At 65.3% G+C, this 13,283-nt stretch carries 13 protein-coding genes; 8 read left to right on the top strand and 5 right to left on the bottom strand.

Annotated elements, in window-relative coordinates:
* Positions 1-525: 525 nt before the first annotated feature.
* The 3 genes from D1F64_RS01150 to acnA form a co-directional block, all read right to left on the bottom strand.
* Positions 526-1,497: an IS110 family transposase gene (locus tag D1F64_RS01150; protein WP_117410922.1), complete on the bottom strand. Its 972-nt coding sequence runs from the start codon at positions 1,495-1,497 to the stop codon at positions 526-528.
* A gap of 482 nt (positions 1,498-1,979) precedes the next feature.
* Positions 1,980-2,426, bottom strand: coding sequence for a type II toxin-antitoxin system HicB family antitoxin (locus D1F64_RS01145; protein ID WP_117410921.1), 447 nt, complete (start codon positions 2,424-2,426; stop codon positions 1,980-1,982).
* Positions 2,427-2,859: 433 nt separating this feature from the next.
* Entirely contained in the window at positions 2,860-5,541 is a 2,682-nt protein-coding gene (acnA, locus tag D1F64_RS01135) for an aconitate hydratase AcnA (protein ID WP_117410920.1), read from the bottom strand.
* 465 nt (positions 5,542-6,006) lie between these two features.
* On the opposite strand from acnA, the gene D1F64_RS01130 reads away from it, so the two are divergent.
* The 7 genes from D1F64_RS01130 to D1F64_RS01100 all read left to right on the top strand — a co-directional run bounded on the left by D1F64_RS01130 (position 6,007) and on the right by D1F64_RS01100 (position 10,591).
* The gene (locus tag D1F64_RS01130; RefSeq protein WP_248304567.1) at positions 6,007-6,468 is read left to right on the top strand and encodes a cupin domain-containing protein; all 462 of its coding nucleotides are present in this window, start codon (positions 6,007-6,009) and stop codon (positions 6,466-6,468) included.
* Positions 6,469-6,631: 163 nt separating this feature from the next.
* The gene (gene ccmA, locus D1F64_RS01125) at positions 6,632-7,285 is read left to right on the top strand and encodes a heme ABC exporter ATP-binding protein CcmA (RefSeq protein WP_117410919.1); all 654 of its coding nucleotides are present in this window, start codon (positions 6,632-6,634) and stop codon (positions 7,283-7,285) included.
* Positions 7,286-7,323: 38 nt separating this feature from the next.
* Positions 7,324-7,983, top strand: coding sequence for a heme exporter protein CcmB (ccmB, locus tag D1F64_RS01120; RefSeq protein WP_117410918.1), 660 nt, complete (start codon positions 7,324-7,326; stop codon positions 7,981-7,983).
* A 68-nt stretch (positions 7,984-8,051) separates the two neighbouring features.
* Positions 8,052-8,825, top strand: coding sequence for a heme ABC transporter permease (locus D1F64_RS01115; RefSeq protein ID WP_117410917.1), 774 nt, complete (start codon positions 8,052-8,054; stop codon positions 8,823-8,825).
* 13 nt (positions 8,826-8,838) lie between these two features.
* The gene (gene ccmD, locus D1F64_RS01110) at positions 8,839-9,057 is read left to right on the top strand and encodes a heme exporter protein CcmD (RefSeq protein WP_117410916.1); all 219 of its coding nucleotides are present in this window, start codon (positions 8,839-8,841) and stop codon (positions 9,055-9,057) included.
* Positions 9,054-9,656: a DsbE family thiol:disulfide interchange protein gene (locus D1F64_RS01105; RefSeq protein ID WP_117410915.1), complete on the top strand. Its 603-nt coding sequence runs from the start codon at positions 9,054-9,056 to the stop codon at positions 9,654-9,656. Before ccmD ends, D1F64_RS01105 begins: the two co-directional genes overlap by 4 nt.
* 173 nt (positions 9,657-9,829) lie before the next feature.
* Complete coding sequence (locus D1F64_RS01100; RefSeq protein ID WP_248304566.1) at positions 9,830-10,591, top strand: DUF1223 domain-containing protein; 762 nt, start codon at positions 9,830-9,832, stop codon at positions 10,589-10,591.
* A gap of 94 nt (positions 10,592-10,685) precedes the next feature.
* On the opposite strand, the gene D1F64_RS01095 is transcribed toward D1F64_RS01100, so the two are convergent.
* Entirely contained in the window at positions 10,686-11,915 is a 1,230-nt protein-coding gene (locus D1F64_RS01095; protein ID WP_117410914.1) for an ammonium transporter, read from the bottom strand.
* Between the two features lie 90 nt (positions 11,916-12,005).
* Positions 12,006-12,473: a hypothetical protein gene (locus D1F64_RS22970; RefSeq protein WP_162901218.1), complete on the bottom strand. Its 468-nt coding sequence runs from the start codon at positions 12,471-12,473 to the stop codon at positions 12,006-12,008.
* Here D1F64_RS22970 and D1F64_RS01090 point away from each other — a divergent pair.
* Positions 12,463-13,275: a ferredoxin--NADP reductase gene (locus D1F64_RS01090; protein ID WP_117410913.1), complete on the top strand. Its 813-nt coding sequence runs from the start codon at positions 12,463-12,465 to the stop codon at positions 13,273-13,275. The two genes, D1F64_RS22970 and D1F64_RS01090, sit on opposite strands and share 11 nt — an antisense overlap.
* Positions 13,276-13,283: the final 8 nt, after the last annotated feature.

Raw genomic sequence — 13,283 nt, 5'->3', positions numbered from 1 at the left:
AACCCGCCGCACCCTTTCGGGCCGGCGTTTTCCGGGAATTGGCAAGGCGCGGGCGACACCGCCTGCGCAGTGTGAGCAAAAGCTGTTTCTTCGGCGGACGCACCCGCGCCTTGCCCGTGACGTTTTACCGGCGCTACCTGCCAATCCACCGAAGCCGTTTTCAATTGAGACCCCGGCCCTCCGACTGAACGGAGGCTCCGACGCAAACCGGCAGCTCCAGCCTACTCTGGTCCGTTACGCCCTTTCAGCCGGAACCGTCACGATCCCCGACCCACGCGAACGGACGGTCCGATCACGGTCCCGCTGTGGAGCCGGGCGAGGGGGGGAATGATACGACATGTCCTGAGGGCGGGGATTAGTTTTTGGTGGGCCCGCTGCATCCAGCCAGGATCTACCACCCCACCCAGGGCCGCCGTATCCGCCAAAGCTTGCCGCCTCCGCCTTGGTGTCCCGTCTCCACCAGGCCTACCGCCTCCGCCCCCTCTCCCATGGGGAGAGGGTTGGGGTGAGCATCTGTGTTTCAGGTCAAGCGTGTTTTGGGGTCCACAGTCTGTCCTCCTTGAGCAGGGTGTTGGCGAGGATGATGAGCTTTCGCATGACGGCGGTGAGGGCGACCTTGGGTTTTTTGGCGTTGTCGCGCAGGCGTTTGTAGAAGGCGGCGAGGTCGGGATTGTACCTGGCGGCGGACAGCGCTGCCCAATAGAGCGCGCGGCGGGGCATGGCGCGGCCGCCCCTGATGTGGCGCGGCCCCCGGATGTCGCCGCTGTCGTTGGCGAGGGGGGCGACGCCGGCCAGGCTGGCGCAGGCGTGGCGGTCGAGCTGGCCGAGCTCGGACATGTCGGCGATCAGCACGGCGGCGACGGTGGCGCCGATGCCGGGGATCGAGGTGAGGATGGCCTGGCGCCGCGCCAGCCCCGGATCGTCGGTGATGCGGCGCCCGATCTCGCGGGCCAGCCGCGCGATGTGCCTGTCGAGGCCGGCCAGCCGCCGCCTGAGCTCGGCCTTGAGGACGGCGACGTGGCTGGCCGTCAGCCGGTTGGCGAGCGCGGTGCGCTCCTGGGTCGCGGCGGCGCGCGCATGCACCAGCTCCCGCAGGTCCTCGAGCGCTTCGGGCGCCGGCGGCGTGGCCTGGGGGGCCAGCGTCGCGCCGAGGATCGCCAGCATTTTCGCGTCGACGCGGTCGGTCTTGGCGCGGCTGCCGAGGACTTCGGCGAACAGCCGCGCGCGCAGCGGGTTGACGACCGCCACCGGCCAGCCGGCCTGGGCCAGCGAGCGGTGGACGAGCCGATGGTAGCTGGCCGTCGGCTCCAGCACGACGCGCGCGACGTCGTGTCGGGCCAGCAGTCGCTTCAGCCGGCTCACGCCGTCGCGGTCGTTGGCGAGCCTCAGGCCGTGCCCGAGGGGATGCAGGTGGATGTCGAGATGGTCTTTACAGACGTCGATGCCGACGTAGACTGGCTGTGCGCTGGGTGTTTGCGGCTGGATCTGGCCTTGCATGCGGGTCTGGCTCCCAATCATCTGTTCAGAACAGGCGCAAAGGGATCGGCGGACCAGGCTCACCCACGGGTCTCGACCAAGGGGATCGCGGCCCCGTCGATCCGGCCGCGTGCGGATGGCCATCCGCACGCGGCCAGCACAAATCATCGCCGATTTGCGCTGGAAACAACATGCAAGGGGCTGCAAAGCTCACAGCGATACAGATGGTCCGGCGCCCCTCACCCGCGCCTGCGGCGCGACCTCTCCCCGTGGGAGAGGTGATTGGCGGCTGGCATCGGACGATCCGTCATGCCGGACATGATCCGGCATCGATGCCGATATGGCTCAGCACGGGAGGCGGTGCGAAGGGCTACGACGCAGTGCGGATCCGCGATGGCGTTCCCGTATAGCAGCATCACGGCATCGATCCCGTGTCTGCGGCGCACACGCTGCGCCGCAGACACGGGATGACGCGAAGAGTTTAAAACGATGTCCCAAAATCGTCAGGCGGCGTCCTCGACGCTGACGACGAGGCGCTTGCCGAGCGCCTTCAGGGTCTCTTCGAGAGCCGGCAGCTTGGTCTTGTGGTCGGGATCAAGCCTGCGGCGGATTTCCTTGTGGTCGACGCCGAGTTTGCGCGCCAGCTCGCTCTGGCTGATTGCCGGATCCTTGGCCTGCGCGGCGCGAAACGCTTCGATCAGCGCGATTTTCGCTGCAAAACGCGCTGGAACCGCGACCGACACCAGGGCGCCGCCGCTGGCCGCCGCGATCGGCAAGGCCGCCTCATCGTCGAGACGCCCGAGCAGCGCCACCGTGAGCGCGTCCTCGGCCATCTCCAGCGCTTTGGCGCGGGTCTCCCCGCCCGTGATCGCTTCGGGCACGTCTGGAAACGTCACGACAAACCCGCCGTCGGGATCGGGGGTGAGGAGGGCTTTGTAGATGTAGGACATGGACAGGCCTTCGGCTTTTGCCAGAGGGGACGCGTAACAGATGCACTGTCTCAATCGAGGCCAAGTTGCTTTCGAATGATTCTTGTCATCAACGGCGACAGCTTCTCTGGAATGGTCGTCACTCTTTGACCGACCCTCACACGAAAATGGCTGCCTTTGCCCTTCTTGGTATCGACCTTAACAAAGAGACTGCGCGCGCGAGCAAGCGCGCGAATCTCGCGTAGAAACTGAACCCGAGAGGGCATTTGTTCTCCTCCGTCGCGGAGAGTGTCCATACACCGTTTGACTCATAGTCCGTGCCTCTCGGATCAGCCTCTAGTGAGCTTTGTAGTGAAATTGGGACAAAAATGTCCCAATGTCAAGCAAGCAAAAAAGGCCGCCCGATGGGCGGCCCTTTCATTTATCGCGAGCATCGGGCCTGAGCCCGAAGCCCTTAGCTGTTAACGAGGTTCCTGAGCACGTAGTGCAGGATGCCGCCGGCCTTCATGTAGTCGAGCTCGTCGACCGTATCGACGCGGCAGAGCACCTCGATGGTCTTTTTGGTGCCGTCCTCGTATTCGACCTCGATGTCCATCATCTGGCGCGGGGTGATGTCTTTGATGCCCTTGACGGAGACCTTTTCCTTGCCGGTGATGCCGTGGCTCTGCCAGCTCTCGCCTTCCTTAAAGGTGAGCGGCAGCACGCCCATGCCGACCAGGTTGGAGCGGTGGATGCGCTCGAAGGACTGGGCGATGACGGCCCGCACGCCGAGCAGCACGGTGCCCTTGGCGGCCCAGTCACGCGAGGAGCCGGAGCCGTATTCCTTGCCGGCGAAGATCACCAGAGGCTGGCCGGCCTCCTTGTATTCCATCGCCGCGTCGTAGATCCACTTCTGCTCGCCGTCCTTCACGGTGACGCCGCCTTCGACGCCCGGGACCATCTGGTTCTTGATGCGGATGTTGGCAAACGTGCCGCGCATCATCACCTGGTGGTTGCCGCGGCGCGCGCCGTAGGAGTTGAAGTCGACGGGGCGCACCTGATGCTCGCGCAGGTAGTTGCCCGCGGGACCTTCCGCCTTGATGTTGCCGGCCGGAGAAATGTGGTCGGTGGTGATGGAGTCGAGGAAGATGCTCAGAACCGCAGCGTTCTCGATGTCCTCAAGCGGCTTGGGCTCCATGGTCATGCCCTCGAAGTAGGGCGGGTTCTGGACGTAGGTGGAGGTCGGCGGCCAGTCGTAGGTCATGCCGCCCTCGACCTTGATGGCCTGCCAGTGCTCGTCGCCCTTGAAGACGTCGGAATAGCGCTCGCGGAACATGCCCTCGTTGATCGAGGTGCGGATCAGGTCGGTGATTTCCTGCGTCGTCGGCCAGATGTCCTTGAGGTACACCGGGTTGCCGTCCTTGTCGTCGCCCAGCGACTCCGTGGTGATGTCGACGTTCAGGTTGCCGGCGATGGCGTAGGCGACAACCAGCGGCGGCGAGGCCAGGTAGTTGGCGCGCACGTCCGGATTGACGCGGCCCTCAAAGTTGCGGTTGCCCGAGAGCACCGAGCAGGCGATCAGGTCGTGCTCGGCGATGGCCTCGGAGATTTCCTCCGGCAGCGGGCCGGAGTTGCCGATGCAGGTGGTGCAGCCGTAGCCGGCGAGCGAGAAGCCGAGCGCGTCGAGATCGCCCTGCAAGCCGGCCTTCTCGAGATAGTCGGTGACCACCTGCGAGCCGGGCGCCAGCGAGGTCTTCACCCACGGCTTGACCTTCAGGCCCTTGGCGAGCGCGTTGCGCGCCACGAGGCCCGCGCCGATCAGCACGGAGGGATTGGAGGTGTTGGTGCAGGACGTGATGGCGGCGATCACAACGTCGCCGTTGCCCAGATCATGGTCGCGGCCCTTGACGGGAACGCGCTTGGTGACATCGGCCGCCTTGTTGAACTCGTCGGTCATGGTCTTGACGAAGCCGGTGGCGGCGTCCGACAGGCTGATGCGGTCCTGCGGGCGCTTCGGCCCGGAGATCGACGGCACCACGGTGGAAATGTCGAGGCCCAGCGTTTCAGTGAACACCGGATCGGCTGCGTCCGAGGTGCGGAACATGCCCTGCGCCTTGGCATAGGCTTCCACCAGCGCCACCCGGTCGGCGTCGCGGCCGGTGGATTTCAGATAACCGATCGTTTCGTTGTCGACAGGGAAGAAGCCGCAGGTCGCGCCGTATTCCGGCGCCATGTTGGCGATGGTCGCCGCGTCCTCGATGGACAGGTTGTCCAGGCCTGGGCCGTAGAACTCGACGAACTTGCCGACCACGCCCTTGGCGCGCAGCATTTCCACCACCCGCAGCACCAGATCGGTGGCGGTGATGCCTTCGTTGAGCTTGCCGTCAAGGCGGAAGCCGACGACTTCCGGGATCATCATGGAGATCGGCTGGCCGAGCATCGCAGCCTCGGCCTCGATGCCACCCACGCCCCAGCCCAGAACGGCCAGGCCGTTGACCATGGTGGTGTGCGAATCGGTGCCCACCAGCGTGTCCGGATAGGCGATGGTCTCGCCGTTCTCTTCCTTGGTCCAGACGGTCTGCGCCAGGTATTCCAGGTTCACCTGATGGCAGATGCCGGTTCCCGGCGGCACGGCACGGAAGTTGTCAAACGCCGACTGGCCCCAGCGCAGGAACTCGTAGCGCTCGCCGTTGCGCTTGTATTCCATCTCGACGTTTTTCCTGAAGGCGTCCGGCGTGCCGAAATAGTCGATCATCACCGAGTGATCGATGACCAGATCAACCGGCACCAGCGGGTTGACCTTCTTGGGGTCGCCGCCGAGCTTCACGGCCGCGTCGCGCATCGCGGCGAGATCGACCACGGCGGGAACGCCGGTGAAGTCCTGCATCAGCACGCGCGCCGGGCGGTAGGCGATCTCCTGGGTCGACTTGCGCGTCACCAGCCACGTGGCGACGGCGCGGATGTCGTCCGCCTTGACCGTGCGGTCGTCCTCGAAGCGCAGCAGGTTCTCCAGCAGCACCTTCAGGGAGAACGGAAGCCGGGAGATCCCCTCCAGGCCGTTCTTCTCCGCGTCGGGCAGCGAGAAATAGGTGTAGCTCTTGTCACCGACCTGCAGGGTCTTGCGGCATTTGAAGCTGTCGAGCGATTGTGTCGTCACGGCTGGCGATCCCTTTAACGTTCGTGCGCGGCCCCCGTCCACCGGCGGAGCGCCACACGAGATTTATCTGCCTGGCGGCTTGATCCTGTAAAATCGTACACCATTGTACACAAGATCAGCTGGTTCGCCAATGGAGCCCATGGGTCGCTTTGTCTGAATGGGGAAATTCAGCCATAATCGATCCACAGGACGGGCCGGCAAGGATGCCGACATAACCGGAAATCATTGACGGCCCGTTGCGCGCCGGGCCGGATGCGCCGGCAAGCCGCGGAAGGGGCAGCCCGTTGGGCGGTGTCATCCGGTCGCCGGCGGAAGTTGCCGCCCTATAGCGAATTTTTTGGAGCCATTCCAGAGTGACGAAAGGCGAATGGCCGATTTTGTCGAAATTGCCCGGAAAACGAGCGATATTTAACTTTTCTCGGGCATGAAGCGGGGATGATTGTCCAAAGATTCGGGAACGCTTTCATGAGACTGCATCGTCGCGCCGCCGCTCTGTCTCTCATCCTTGCCATGGGCTTCGCCGTCCCGGTCGCCGCCAAGGACGCCAAGGACACCGCCGGAACGGCCGGCGCCGAGTACAAACGGGTCATCGATCTTCTGGAAGGCGACAAGACGAACATCGGCCAGCTTCTGCATTATCCGTCTGGTCCGCTGAAGATGTCGTCGCTGATCGTCACCATGAAGCCCGGCGAGGCGACCGGGCGCCACATGCATCCGGTGCCGACCTATGGCTACATCATGGAAGGCGAGGTGACGCTGACCTACGAGACCGGCGGCACGGAGATCACCAAGGTCTACAAGGCCGGCGACGCCTTCATGGAAGCCATCCACACGTGGCACAACGGCAAGGCCACCGGCGACGTGCCGACGCGGATTCTGGCGATCTTCATGGGCGTCGATGGCGTGCCCAACGTGATTCGCCCCTGAATTCAGGTGCGTTCAAGTCCCGCCCCTTGACGAATGCGCGGGCGCGGGCATGGTGACGCACGCCCGCGTTGCGGGCCGGAGTGGTGCGGGCCAATGTGCCGCGCAAGTGTCTGAATCGCCCTCACCGGCGGCCGCTTGGCCGGTGTCATCGCGCGGGAGAAACATGCTCAAGCTGGTTGCCGACCGACTCGCCGTGGACCGTGGTGGACGGCAGGTCTTCGCGGAGCTGTCGTTTTCGGTCCTCGCCGGCGAAGCCTTGCTGGTGCGCGGGCCCAATGGCGTGGGCAAGTCCAGTCTGCTGCGCACCATCGCCGGGCTGGTGCCTGCGGCGGAAGGAACGATCCGCATCGAACGGACCGGTGAGGAAGAGGCGGCCGAGGGTATCGGCGCGCGCTGCCACTATTTCGGCCATTCCGATGCGCTCAAGACGCCGATGACGGTGGCCGAGAATCTCGGCTTCTGGCGCGATTTTCACGGCCATCCCTCTGTCACGGTCGATCAGGCGCTGGATCGCGTCGGGCTGGCCGACATCGCCCATCTGCCCGCCGCCTATCTGTCCGCGGGCCAGCGCCGGCGGCTGTCGCTGTCGCGGCTTCTGGTCTCTCATCGCCCCGTCTGGCTGCTCGACGAGCCGACATCGGCGCTCGACGCGGCCTCCGAACAGGCGTTGATCACAATCATGCAGGAGCACCTGGCCTCGGGCGGGCTGATCATTGCCGCCACCCACGCGGATCTGCCGCTCGACGGCGCCCGGGCGCTCTGGATGCAACCGGGAGCGGGCGGCGACGACCCCGCGGACGAGGAGGCCTTCGCATGAGCGTGCCGCCCGTTTCGTCACCGGCGACGCGCTCACCGATGCTGAGCCTGTTCGTGCGCGAAATGCAGCTCGCCGTGCGCGTCGGCGGCAGCGCCCTCATGGGCGTGCTGTTCTTTCTGTGCGTGATCACGGTGGTCCCCTTCGGCATCGGCCCCGACCTCAATCTGCTGGCGCGAATCGGCCCGGCGATTTTGTGGATCGGCGCCCTGCTGGCGACGCTGCTGGGGCTTGACCGGCTGTTTCAGGCTGACCGCGACGACGGCTCGCTCGATCTTTTGCTGATGTCCGGCCAGCCGCTGGAGCTGGTGGTGCTGGTCAAATGCCTGGCGCACTGGACCGCCACGGGGCTGCCGCTGGTCATCGCCGCGCCCTTGCTGGCGGTGTTTCTCAATCTCGAGCCAATGGCCATCGCGGCGGTCACCGCAACGCTTTTCGTGGGCACCCCGGCGCTGACGCTGATCGGCGGCATCGGCGCGGCGCTGACCGTCAGTCTGCGGCGTGGCGGGCTGCTGCTGGCGATCCTGGTGCTGCCGCTGACGATTCCCGTGCTGATCTTCGGCGTGAGTGCCGCGACCGCGGCGATTTCCATCTCCGTCCCGTTCCGCACGCCCTTCTTGATCCTCTGCGCGCTAACCCTCATATCGGCGGTGATCGGACCGCTTGCGGCGGCCGCGGCACTCAGGTTCTCGTCCGATTGACGGGGCGAGCGATGGGCTGCGCGGATCGCCGCATTGATGCGGCCGCGTTCCCGGTTTAGAACGGTTCCATGGCACTCATCGACTTGGCAAACCCGACCCGTTTTTTGGCGCTGGCGAACCGGATTGTTCCGTGGCTCGCGGGCATGACCGTGGCCGCCTTCGCGGTGGGCCTCTACCTGACCTTTTTCGTGGCGCCCGACGACTATCAGCAGGGCGCCACGGTGAAGATCATGTTCATTCACGTGCCCTTCGCCTGGCTCGGCATGTTCTGTTACTCGCTGATGGCCGCCTCGGCGATCGGGACGCTGGTCTGGAAGCATCCGCTGGCCGACGTCTCCGCCAAGGCGGCGGCGCCGCTCGGCGCGGCCTTCACCTTCCTGTCGCTGGTCACCGGCTCGCTATGGGGCAAGCCCATGTGGGGCACCTGGTGGGTGTGGGACGCGCGGCTGACCTCCGTGCTGGTGCTGTTCATCATGTACCTGGGCCTGATCGCCCTGTGGCGCACCATCGAAGATCCGATCCGCGCCGGCAAGGCGGCGGCGATCCTGATTCTGGTGGGCTTCATCAACATCCCGATCATCAAGTTCTCGGTGGAATGGTGGAACACGCTGCACCAGCCGGCGTCGGTCATGCGGATCGATGGCCCGACGGTGCATCCGTCGATCCTGGTGCCGCTGCTGGTAATGACGCTGGCCTTTACGCTGCTGTTTCTGACGCTGCATCTGATGGCCATGCGCAACGAAATCCTGCGCCGCCGGATCCGCGCGCTGCGGATGCGTGAGGCCTCGGCGTCGACGGGCGTGTCGACAATGGCGCCGGCCGACGCGACGCCCGCGCAATGACCGGAGCATACGCATGACCGCGCTCGGCCCCCATTCCGCCTATATTCTTGCGTCCTATGCCATCTCGCTGGCAGTGGTGCTCGGCGTCATCGTGTGGGTGCTCGCCGATCAGCGGCGGCAGAAACGGGCACTTTCCGATCTGGAGGCACGCGGCATCACACGGCGCTCGCGCGGCAAGGCCGCACGGGAGCAGGCTGCCGCAGACCAGACCGCCGGAGAACGAACAGCATGACTGACACCACGGACAAGACATCGCCTCCGCGCAGGAAGATTCCGGTCCTGGTGCTGCTGCCGCTTGTCGTCTTCGGCCTGCTCGCCGTGCTGTTTTTCGTGCAGTTGCGCTCCGGCAAGGATACCAGCGCGATCCCCTCCGCGCTGATCGACAAGAGCGTGCCGGAGTTCGTTCTGCCGGCGCTCGACGGGCTCGAGCGGGACGGCGCGCCCGTCCCCGGGCTTGCGTCGGCCGACCTGAAGGGCCGGGTATCGGTCGTCAACATCTTCGCCTCGTGGTGCGCGCCCTGCCGCGCCGAGCATCCGCTGTTGATGGATCTGGCCCGCGACGACCGGATCGCCCTGACCGGCATCAACTACAAGGACAAGGGGCCGAACGCGCGCCGCTTTCTCGGCTCGCTGGGCAATCCGTACGAGCGCGTCGGCGTCGACGAGAACGGCCGCGCGGCCATCGACTGGGGCGTGTACGGCGTGCCGGAAACGTTCATCATCGGCGCGGACGGCCGCATTCGCTACAAGTTCATCGGCCCGCTGTCGCCGCAGTCCTATCGCAGCGTGTTCCTGCCGCAGCTCGAAAAGGTTCTCGCCGCGACGCCATAGACGGCGTGCCGCCGGAACGGCGCTACCCTTCGTAAAAACACCAATTAACTCTGTCACCCCAACGTGACTTTTCATTGATCGGGGCCGATACTATCGTCCCGCTCACTGAAGTGCGCCCGTGTTCAAAAAAATGGGCTCCCGCACCGGGAATCAGACAGAAAACGAGAAACGACATGGCGTTGACGACAGTCCGCATGATCGCGGCAACGCTTGGTCTGGCGTTCGCTTGCCACCCCGCCGCGGCCGGTTCCGACACCGCCTCGCATGAGGCTCCGAAAGCCGTGATCGAGCTGTTCACAAGCCAGGGGTGCTCGTCGTGTCCGCCGGCCGACCGGCTGATCGGCGACCTCAGCGAGAATGACGACTATGTGGTTCTGTCGCTGCCGGTCGACTACTGGGATTATCTCGGCTGGAAGGACACCCTGGCCAGCTCCGACAACAGCGCCCGCCAGCGCGCCTACGCCGAGACCCGGGGCGACCGGGCCGTCTACACGCCGCAGGTGGTTGTCAACGGCCGCCGCCACGTGGTGGGCAGCAACGCAAACGGCATCCACACGGCGATCCGGATCGGCGGCGGGCTGCCGGTCCGCGTGGGCGCCCACATGACCGCCGATTCGCTGGCCGTGGATATTGGCGCGGCGGGCGATGCCACCGATGCCGCCATGGCGACCGTGTGGCTGGTGCTCTTCGACCGCGCCAAGGACGTCGTGATCAAGCGCGGCGAGAACCGCGGCCGGACGATCACCTATCACAATGTGGTGCGCACGATGCAAGTCGTGGGCATGTGGAAGCGCAAGGCGGCGGTGATCGAGCTGCCGAAATCCGAGATCCTCAAGTCGGGCGCCGACGGCTGCGCCGTGCTGGTGCAGGTGGAAGACAACGGCCGCCCCGGTCCGATCATCGGCGCGGCCTATCTGCATGGCGCCTCGATGTGACCGCCGGCGGCTCTGCCGCTGACGTTCTTGCTCAAACACAACGCCCGGCGGAGTCCTCCGCCGGGCGTTGTGCGTCTGTCCCGGACCGCTGTGGTCAGCGGCCGGTGACGTCGTATTCCGGATTGGCGCTGATCTTGTGGATCGCCAAATCCGCGCCCTGGTGCTCGTCGGCGGCGGAGAGGCGGATGCCGGTCGCCGATTTCAGCAGGCCGTAGACGACGAACCCCGCCGCGAACGCATAGGCCACGCCGCCGAGCGTGCCCGCGAGCTGGCTGGCGAACGTCACCCCGCCAAGACCGCCCAGCGCCGTGAGACCGAAGATGCCGGCCGCGATGCCGCCCCAGGCGCCGCAGATGCCGTGCAGCGCCCAGACACCGAGCACGTCGTCGATCTTCAGCTTCTCCTGGCAGGTGATGAAACCCTTCACAAATACCGCGCCGGCGACCGCGCCGACGGCCAGCGATCCGATCGGGTGCATGATGTCGGAACCCGCGCAGACGGCGACGAGGCCGGCCAGCGCGCCGTTGTGCACGAAGCCCGGGTCGTTGCGCCCGACCAGCAGGGCGGCAAGAATGCCGCCGGCCATGGCCATCAGCGAGTTCATCGCCACGAGTCCGGTGACCGCCTGCAGCGATTGCGCGCTCATCACGTTGAAGCCGAACCAGCCCACGCAGAGCATCCACGACCCCATGGCCAGCCACGGGATGTTGGACGGCGGAATGCCGACGGAGCGGCCGTCCTTCGTGTAGCGCCCGATGCGCGGCCCCAGCAGCAGCACGGCGCCCAGGGCGATCCAACCGCCGACCGCGTGCACCACGACCGAGCCCGCGAAATCATGGAACGGCGCGCCGAATGTCGCCTCGAGCCAGCCCTGGATGCCGAAATTGCCGCCCCAGACCACGCCCTCGAACAGCGGGTAGACCAGCGCCACCAGCACCACCGTCGCCAGGCATTGGGGCAGGAACTTCATGCGCTCCGCGATGCCGCCGGAGATGATCGCCGGAATGGCGGCGGCAAAGGTCGCCAGGAAGAAGAACTTGACCAGCGACAGGCCCTGCGGCTCGAAGGCTCCGCCCGCCACGGTGCCGGACAGGACGGCCGCGTTGACAAAGAACGTGGTGCCGTAGGCAACCGCGTAGCCGACGAAGAAATAGGCGAGCGTGGACAGAGCGAAATCGACGAGGATCTTGACCAGCGCGTTGACCTGGTTCTTGTGGCGCACGGTGCCGACTTCGAGAAACGCGAAGCCGCCGTGCATGGCGAACACCAGTATGGCGCCGAGGAGGACGAAGAAAACGTCGCCCCCCGCGAATGAATCAGTCATTCCAGTTGCCCCCAAATTGTGCAGGATGACCGCTTGTGCGGTCGGATTTGAGGTCATTGCATTCAAACTGCATGCCAACTAATCAGATGCCTAGAGAAAGACCGGTCCTTTGCGCGATTTTTTGGCGTTTTGCCCGATCGACTCCGGCCGCGCCCTCGATTCACTGCAATATTTATAGGCACATTGCTTATAAAATAGGCGAACGGCATCAGGGGCATTCTCTGTTGCGGCTGACCACACAACGGTGCGGTGCGGCGAAAAATTTTGCCCAAATGCCCCGATATTTAGGCGGTTCGCCGCTACACAATGCAGCGGCGCGGCGGCTACTGTGCGCTCACGCTTCGATGCCGCGCCGGCCTGAAGGGCGATGCTGCCCGTGGGCGGATTGCCGCGGTTGCTTCGTTTCGTTTGAAAGCCGCGGCGGTTCATGGCAAAACCAACGCTTGCGGGAAACAGCCGCTGCGGCAACCGGCTCCATGTGCCGCAACGCACGAGATTATGAACACGAGTGCCGGCGGCGCCCGCCGCGATTTCCAGGATCCCCAATATGAACGTCATGACCAAAGTGGATGAGCTGACCGAAGCCGCGCCGGCCAACACCTTCGTTGAGACCGTCACCATGGTTCAGCACTACACGGAGTCGCTGTTTCGCTTCCGCATGACGCGGCCGGCCAGCTTCCGCTTCCGCTCGGGCGAATTCGTCATGATCGGCCTGATGATCGACGGCAAGCCGCTGTTTCGCGCCTATTCCATCGCCAGCCCCTCATGGGACGAGGAACTGGAGTTCTTCTCCATCAAGGTGCCGAACGGCCCGCTGACCCAGCATCTGGAGAAGATCCAGCCGGGCGATGCGATCCTGATGAAGAAGAAGCCCACCGGCACGCTGGTCAACGATGCGCTGATCCCGGGAAAGCGCGTCTACATGTTCTCCACCGGCACGGGCGTCGCGCCCTTCGCCAGCCTGATCCGCGATCCGGAGACCTACGACAAGTTCGAGGAAGTCATCCTCACCCAGACATGCCGCACGGTGGCCGAGCTGGCCTACGCCAAGCAGTTGGTCGAGGAAACCAAGAACGATCCGCTGATTGGCGAGCTGGCCAAGGAGCGGCTGCGGCTGTTCACCTCGGTGACCCGCGAAGACTATCCGGTGCGCGGCCGCATCACGACGCTGATCGAGAGCGGCGAGCTGTTCGAGCGGCTCGGCCTGCCGCCGCTGGATCCGGGCACGGACCGCGGCATGATCTGCGGCTCCATGGCCATGCTCAAGGACACCAAGGCGGTTCTTGAAGCCCGCGGCCTGACCGAGGGCGCCAACAACAAGCCGGCCGAATTCGTCGTCGAGCGCGCGTTCGTGGGCTAGGCGGCAGC

Source organism: Breoghania sp. L-A4 (genome assembly GCF_003432385.1).
GTDB lineage: Bacteria > Pseudomonadota > Alphaproteobacteria > Rhizobiales > Stappiaceae > Breoghania.
Note: the sequence above shows the minus strand (reverse complement) of the source record. Positions and strands in the feature narration are given on the sequence as shown.

Excerpts from the sequence above, each read along its gene's own strand:
- D1F64_RS01150 (WP_117410922.1), bottom strand. The coding sequence starts at position 1,497 with ATGCAAGGCCAGATCCAGCCGCAAACACCCAGCGCACAGCCAGTCTAC.
- D1F64_RS01145 (WP_117410921.1), bottom strand. The coding sequence starts at position 2,426 with ATGTCCTACATCTACAAAGCCCTCCTCACCCCCGATCCCGACGGCGGG.
- D1F64_RS01130 (WP_248304567.1), top strand. The coding sequence starts at position 6,007 with ATGAGACTGCATCGTCGCGCCGCCGCTCTGTCTCTCATCCTTGCCATG.
- ccmA (WP_117410919.1), top strand. The coding sequence starts at position 6,632 with ATGCTCAAGCTGGTTGCCGACCGACTCGCCGTGGACCGTGGTGGACGG.
- ccmB (WP_117410918.1), top strand. The coding sequence starts at position 7,324 with ATGCTGAGCCTGTTCGTGCGCGAAATGCAGCTCGCCGTGCGCGTCGGC.
- D1F64_RS01115 (WP_117410917.1), top strand. The coding sequence starts at position 8,052 with ATGGCACTCATCGACTTGGCAAACCCGACCCGTTTTTTGGCGCTGGCG.
- ccmD (WP_117410916.1), top strand. The coding sequence starts at position 8,839 with ATGACCGCGCTCGGCCCCCATTCCGCCTATATTCTTGCGTCCTATGCC.
- D1F64_RS01105 (WP_117410915.1), top strand. The coding sequence starts at position 9,054 with ATGACTGACACCACGGACAAGACATCGCCTCCGCGCAGGAAGATTCCG.
- D1F64_RS01100 (WP_248304566.1), top strand. The coding sequence starts at position 9,830 with ATGGCGTTGACGACAGTCCGCATGATCGCGGCAACGCTTGGTCTGGCG.
- D1F64_RS01095 (WP_117410914.1), bottom strand. The coding sequence starts at position 11,915 with ATGACTGATTCATTCGCGGGGGGCGACGTTTTCTTCGTCCTCCTCGGC.
- D1F64_RS01090 (WP_117410913.1), top strand. The coding sequence starts at position 12,463 with ATGAACGTCATGACCAAAGTGGATGAGCTGACCGAAGCCGCGCCGGCC.
- D1F64_RS22970 (WP_162901218.1), bottom strand. The coding sequence starts at position 12,473 with ATGACGTTCATATTGGGGATCCTGGAAATCGCGGCGGGCGCCGCCGGC.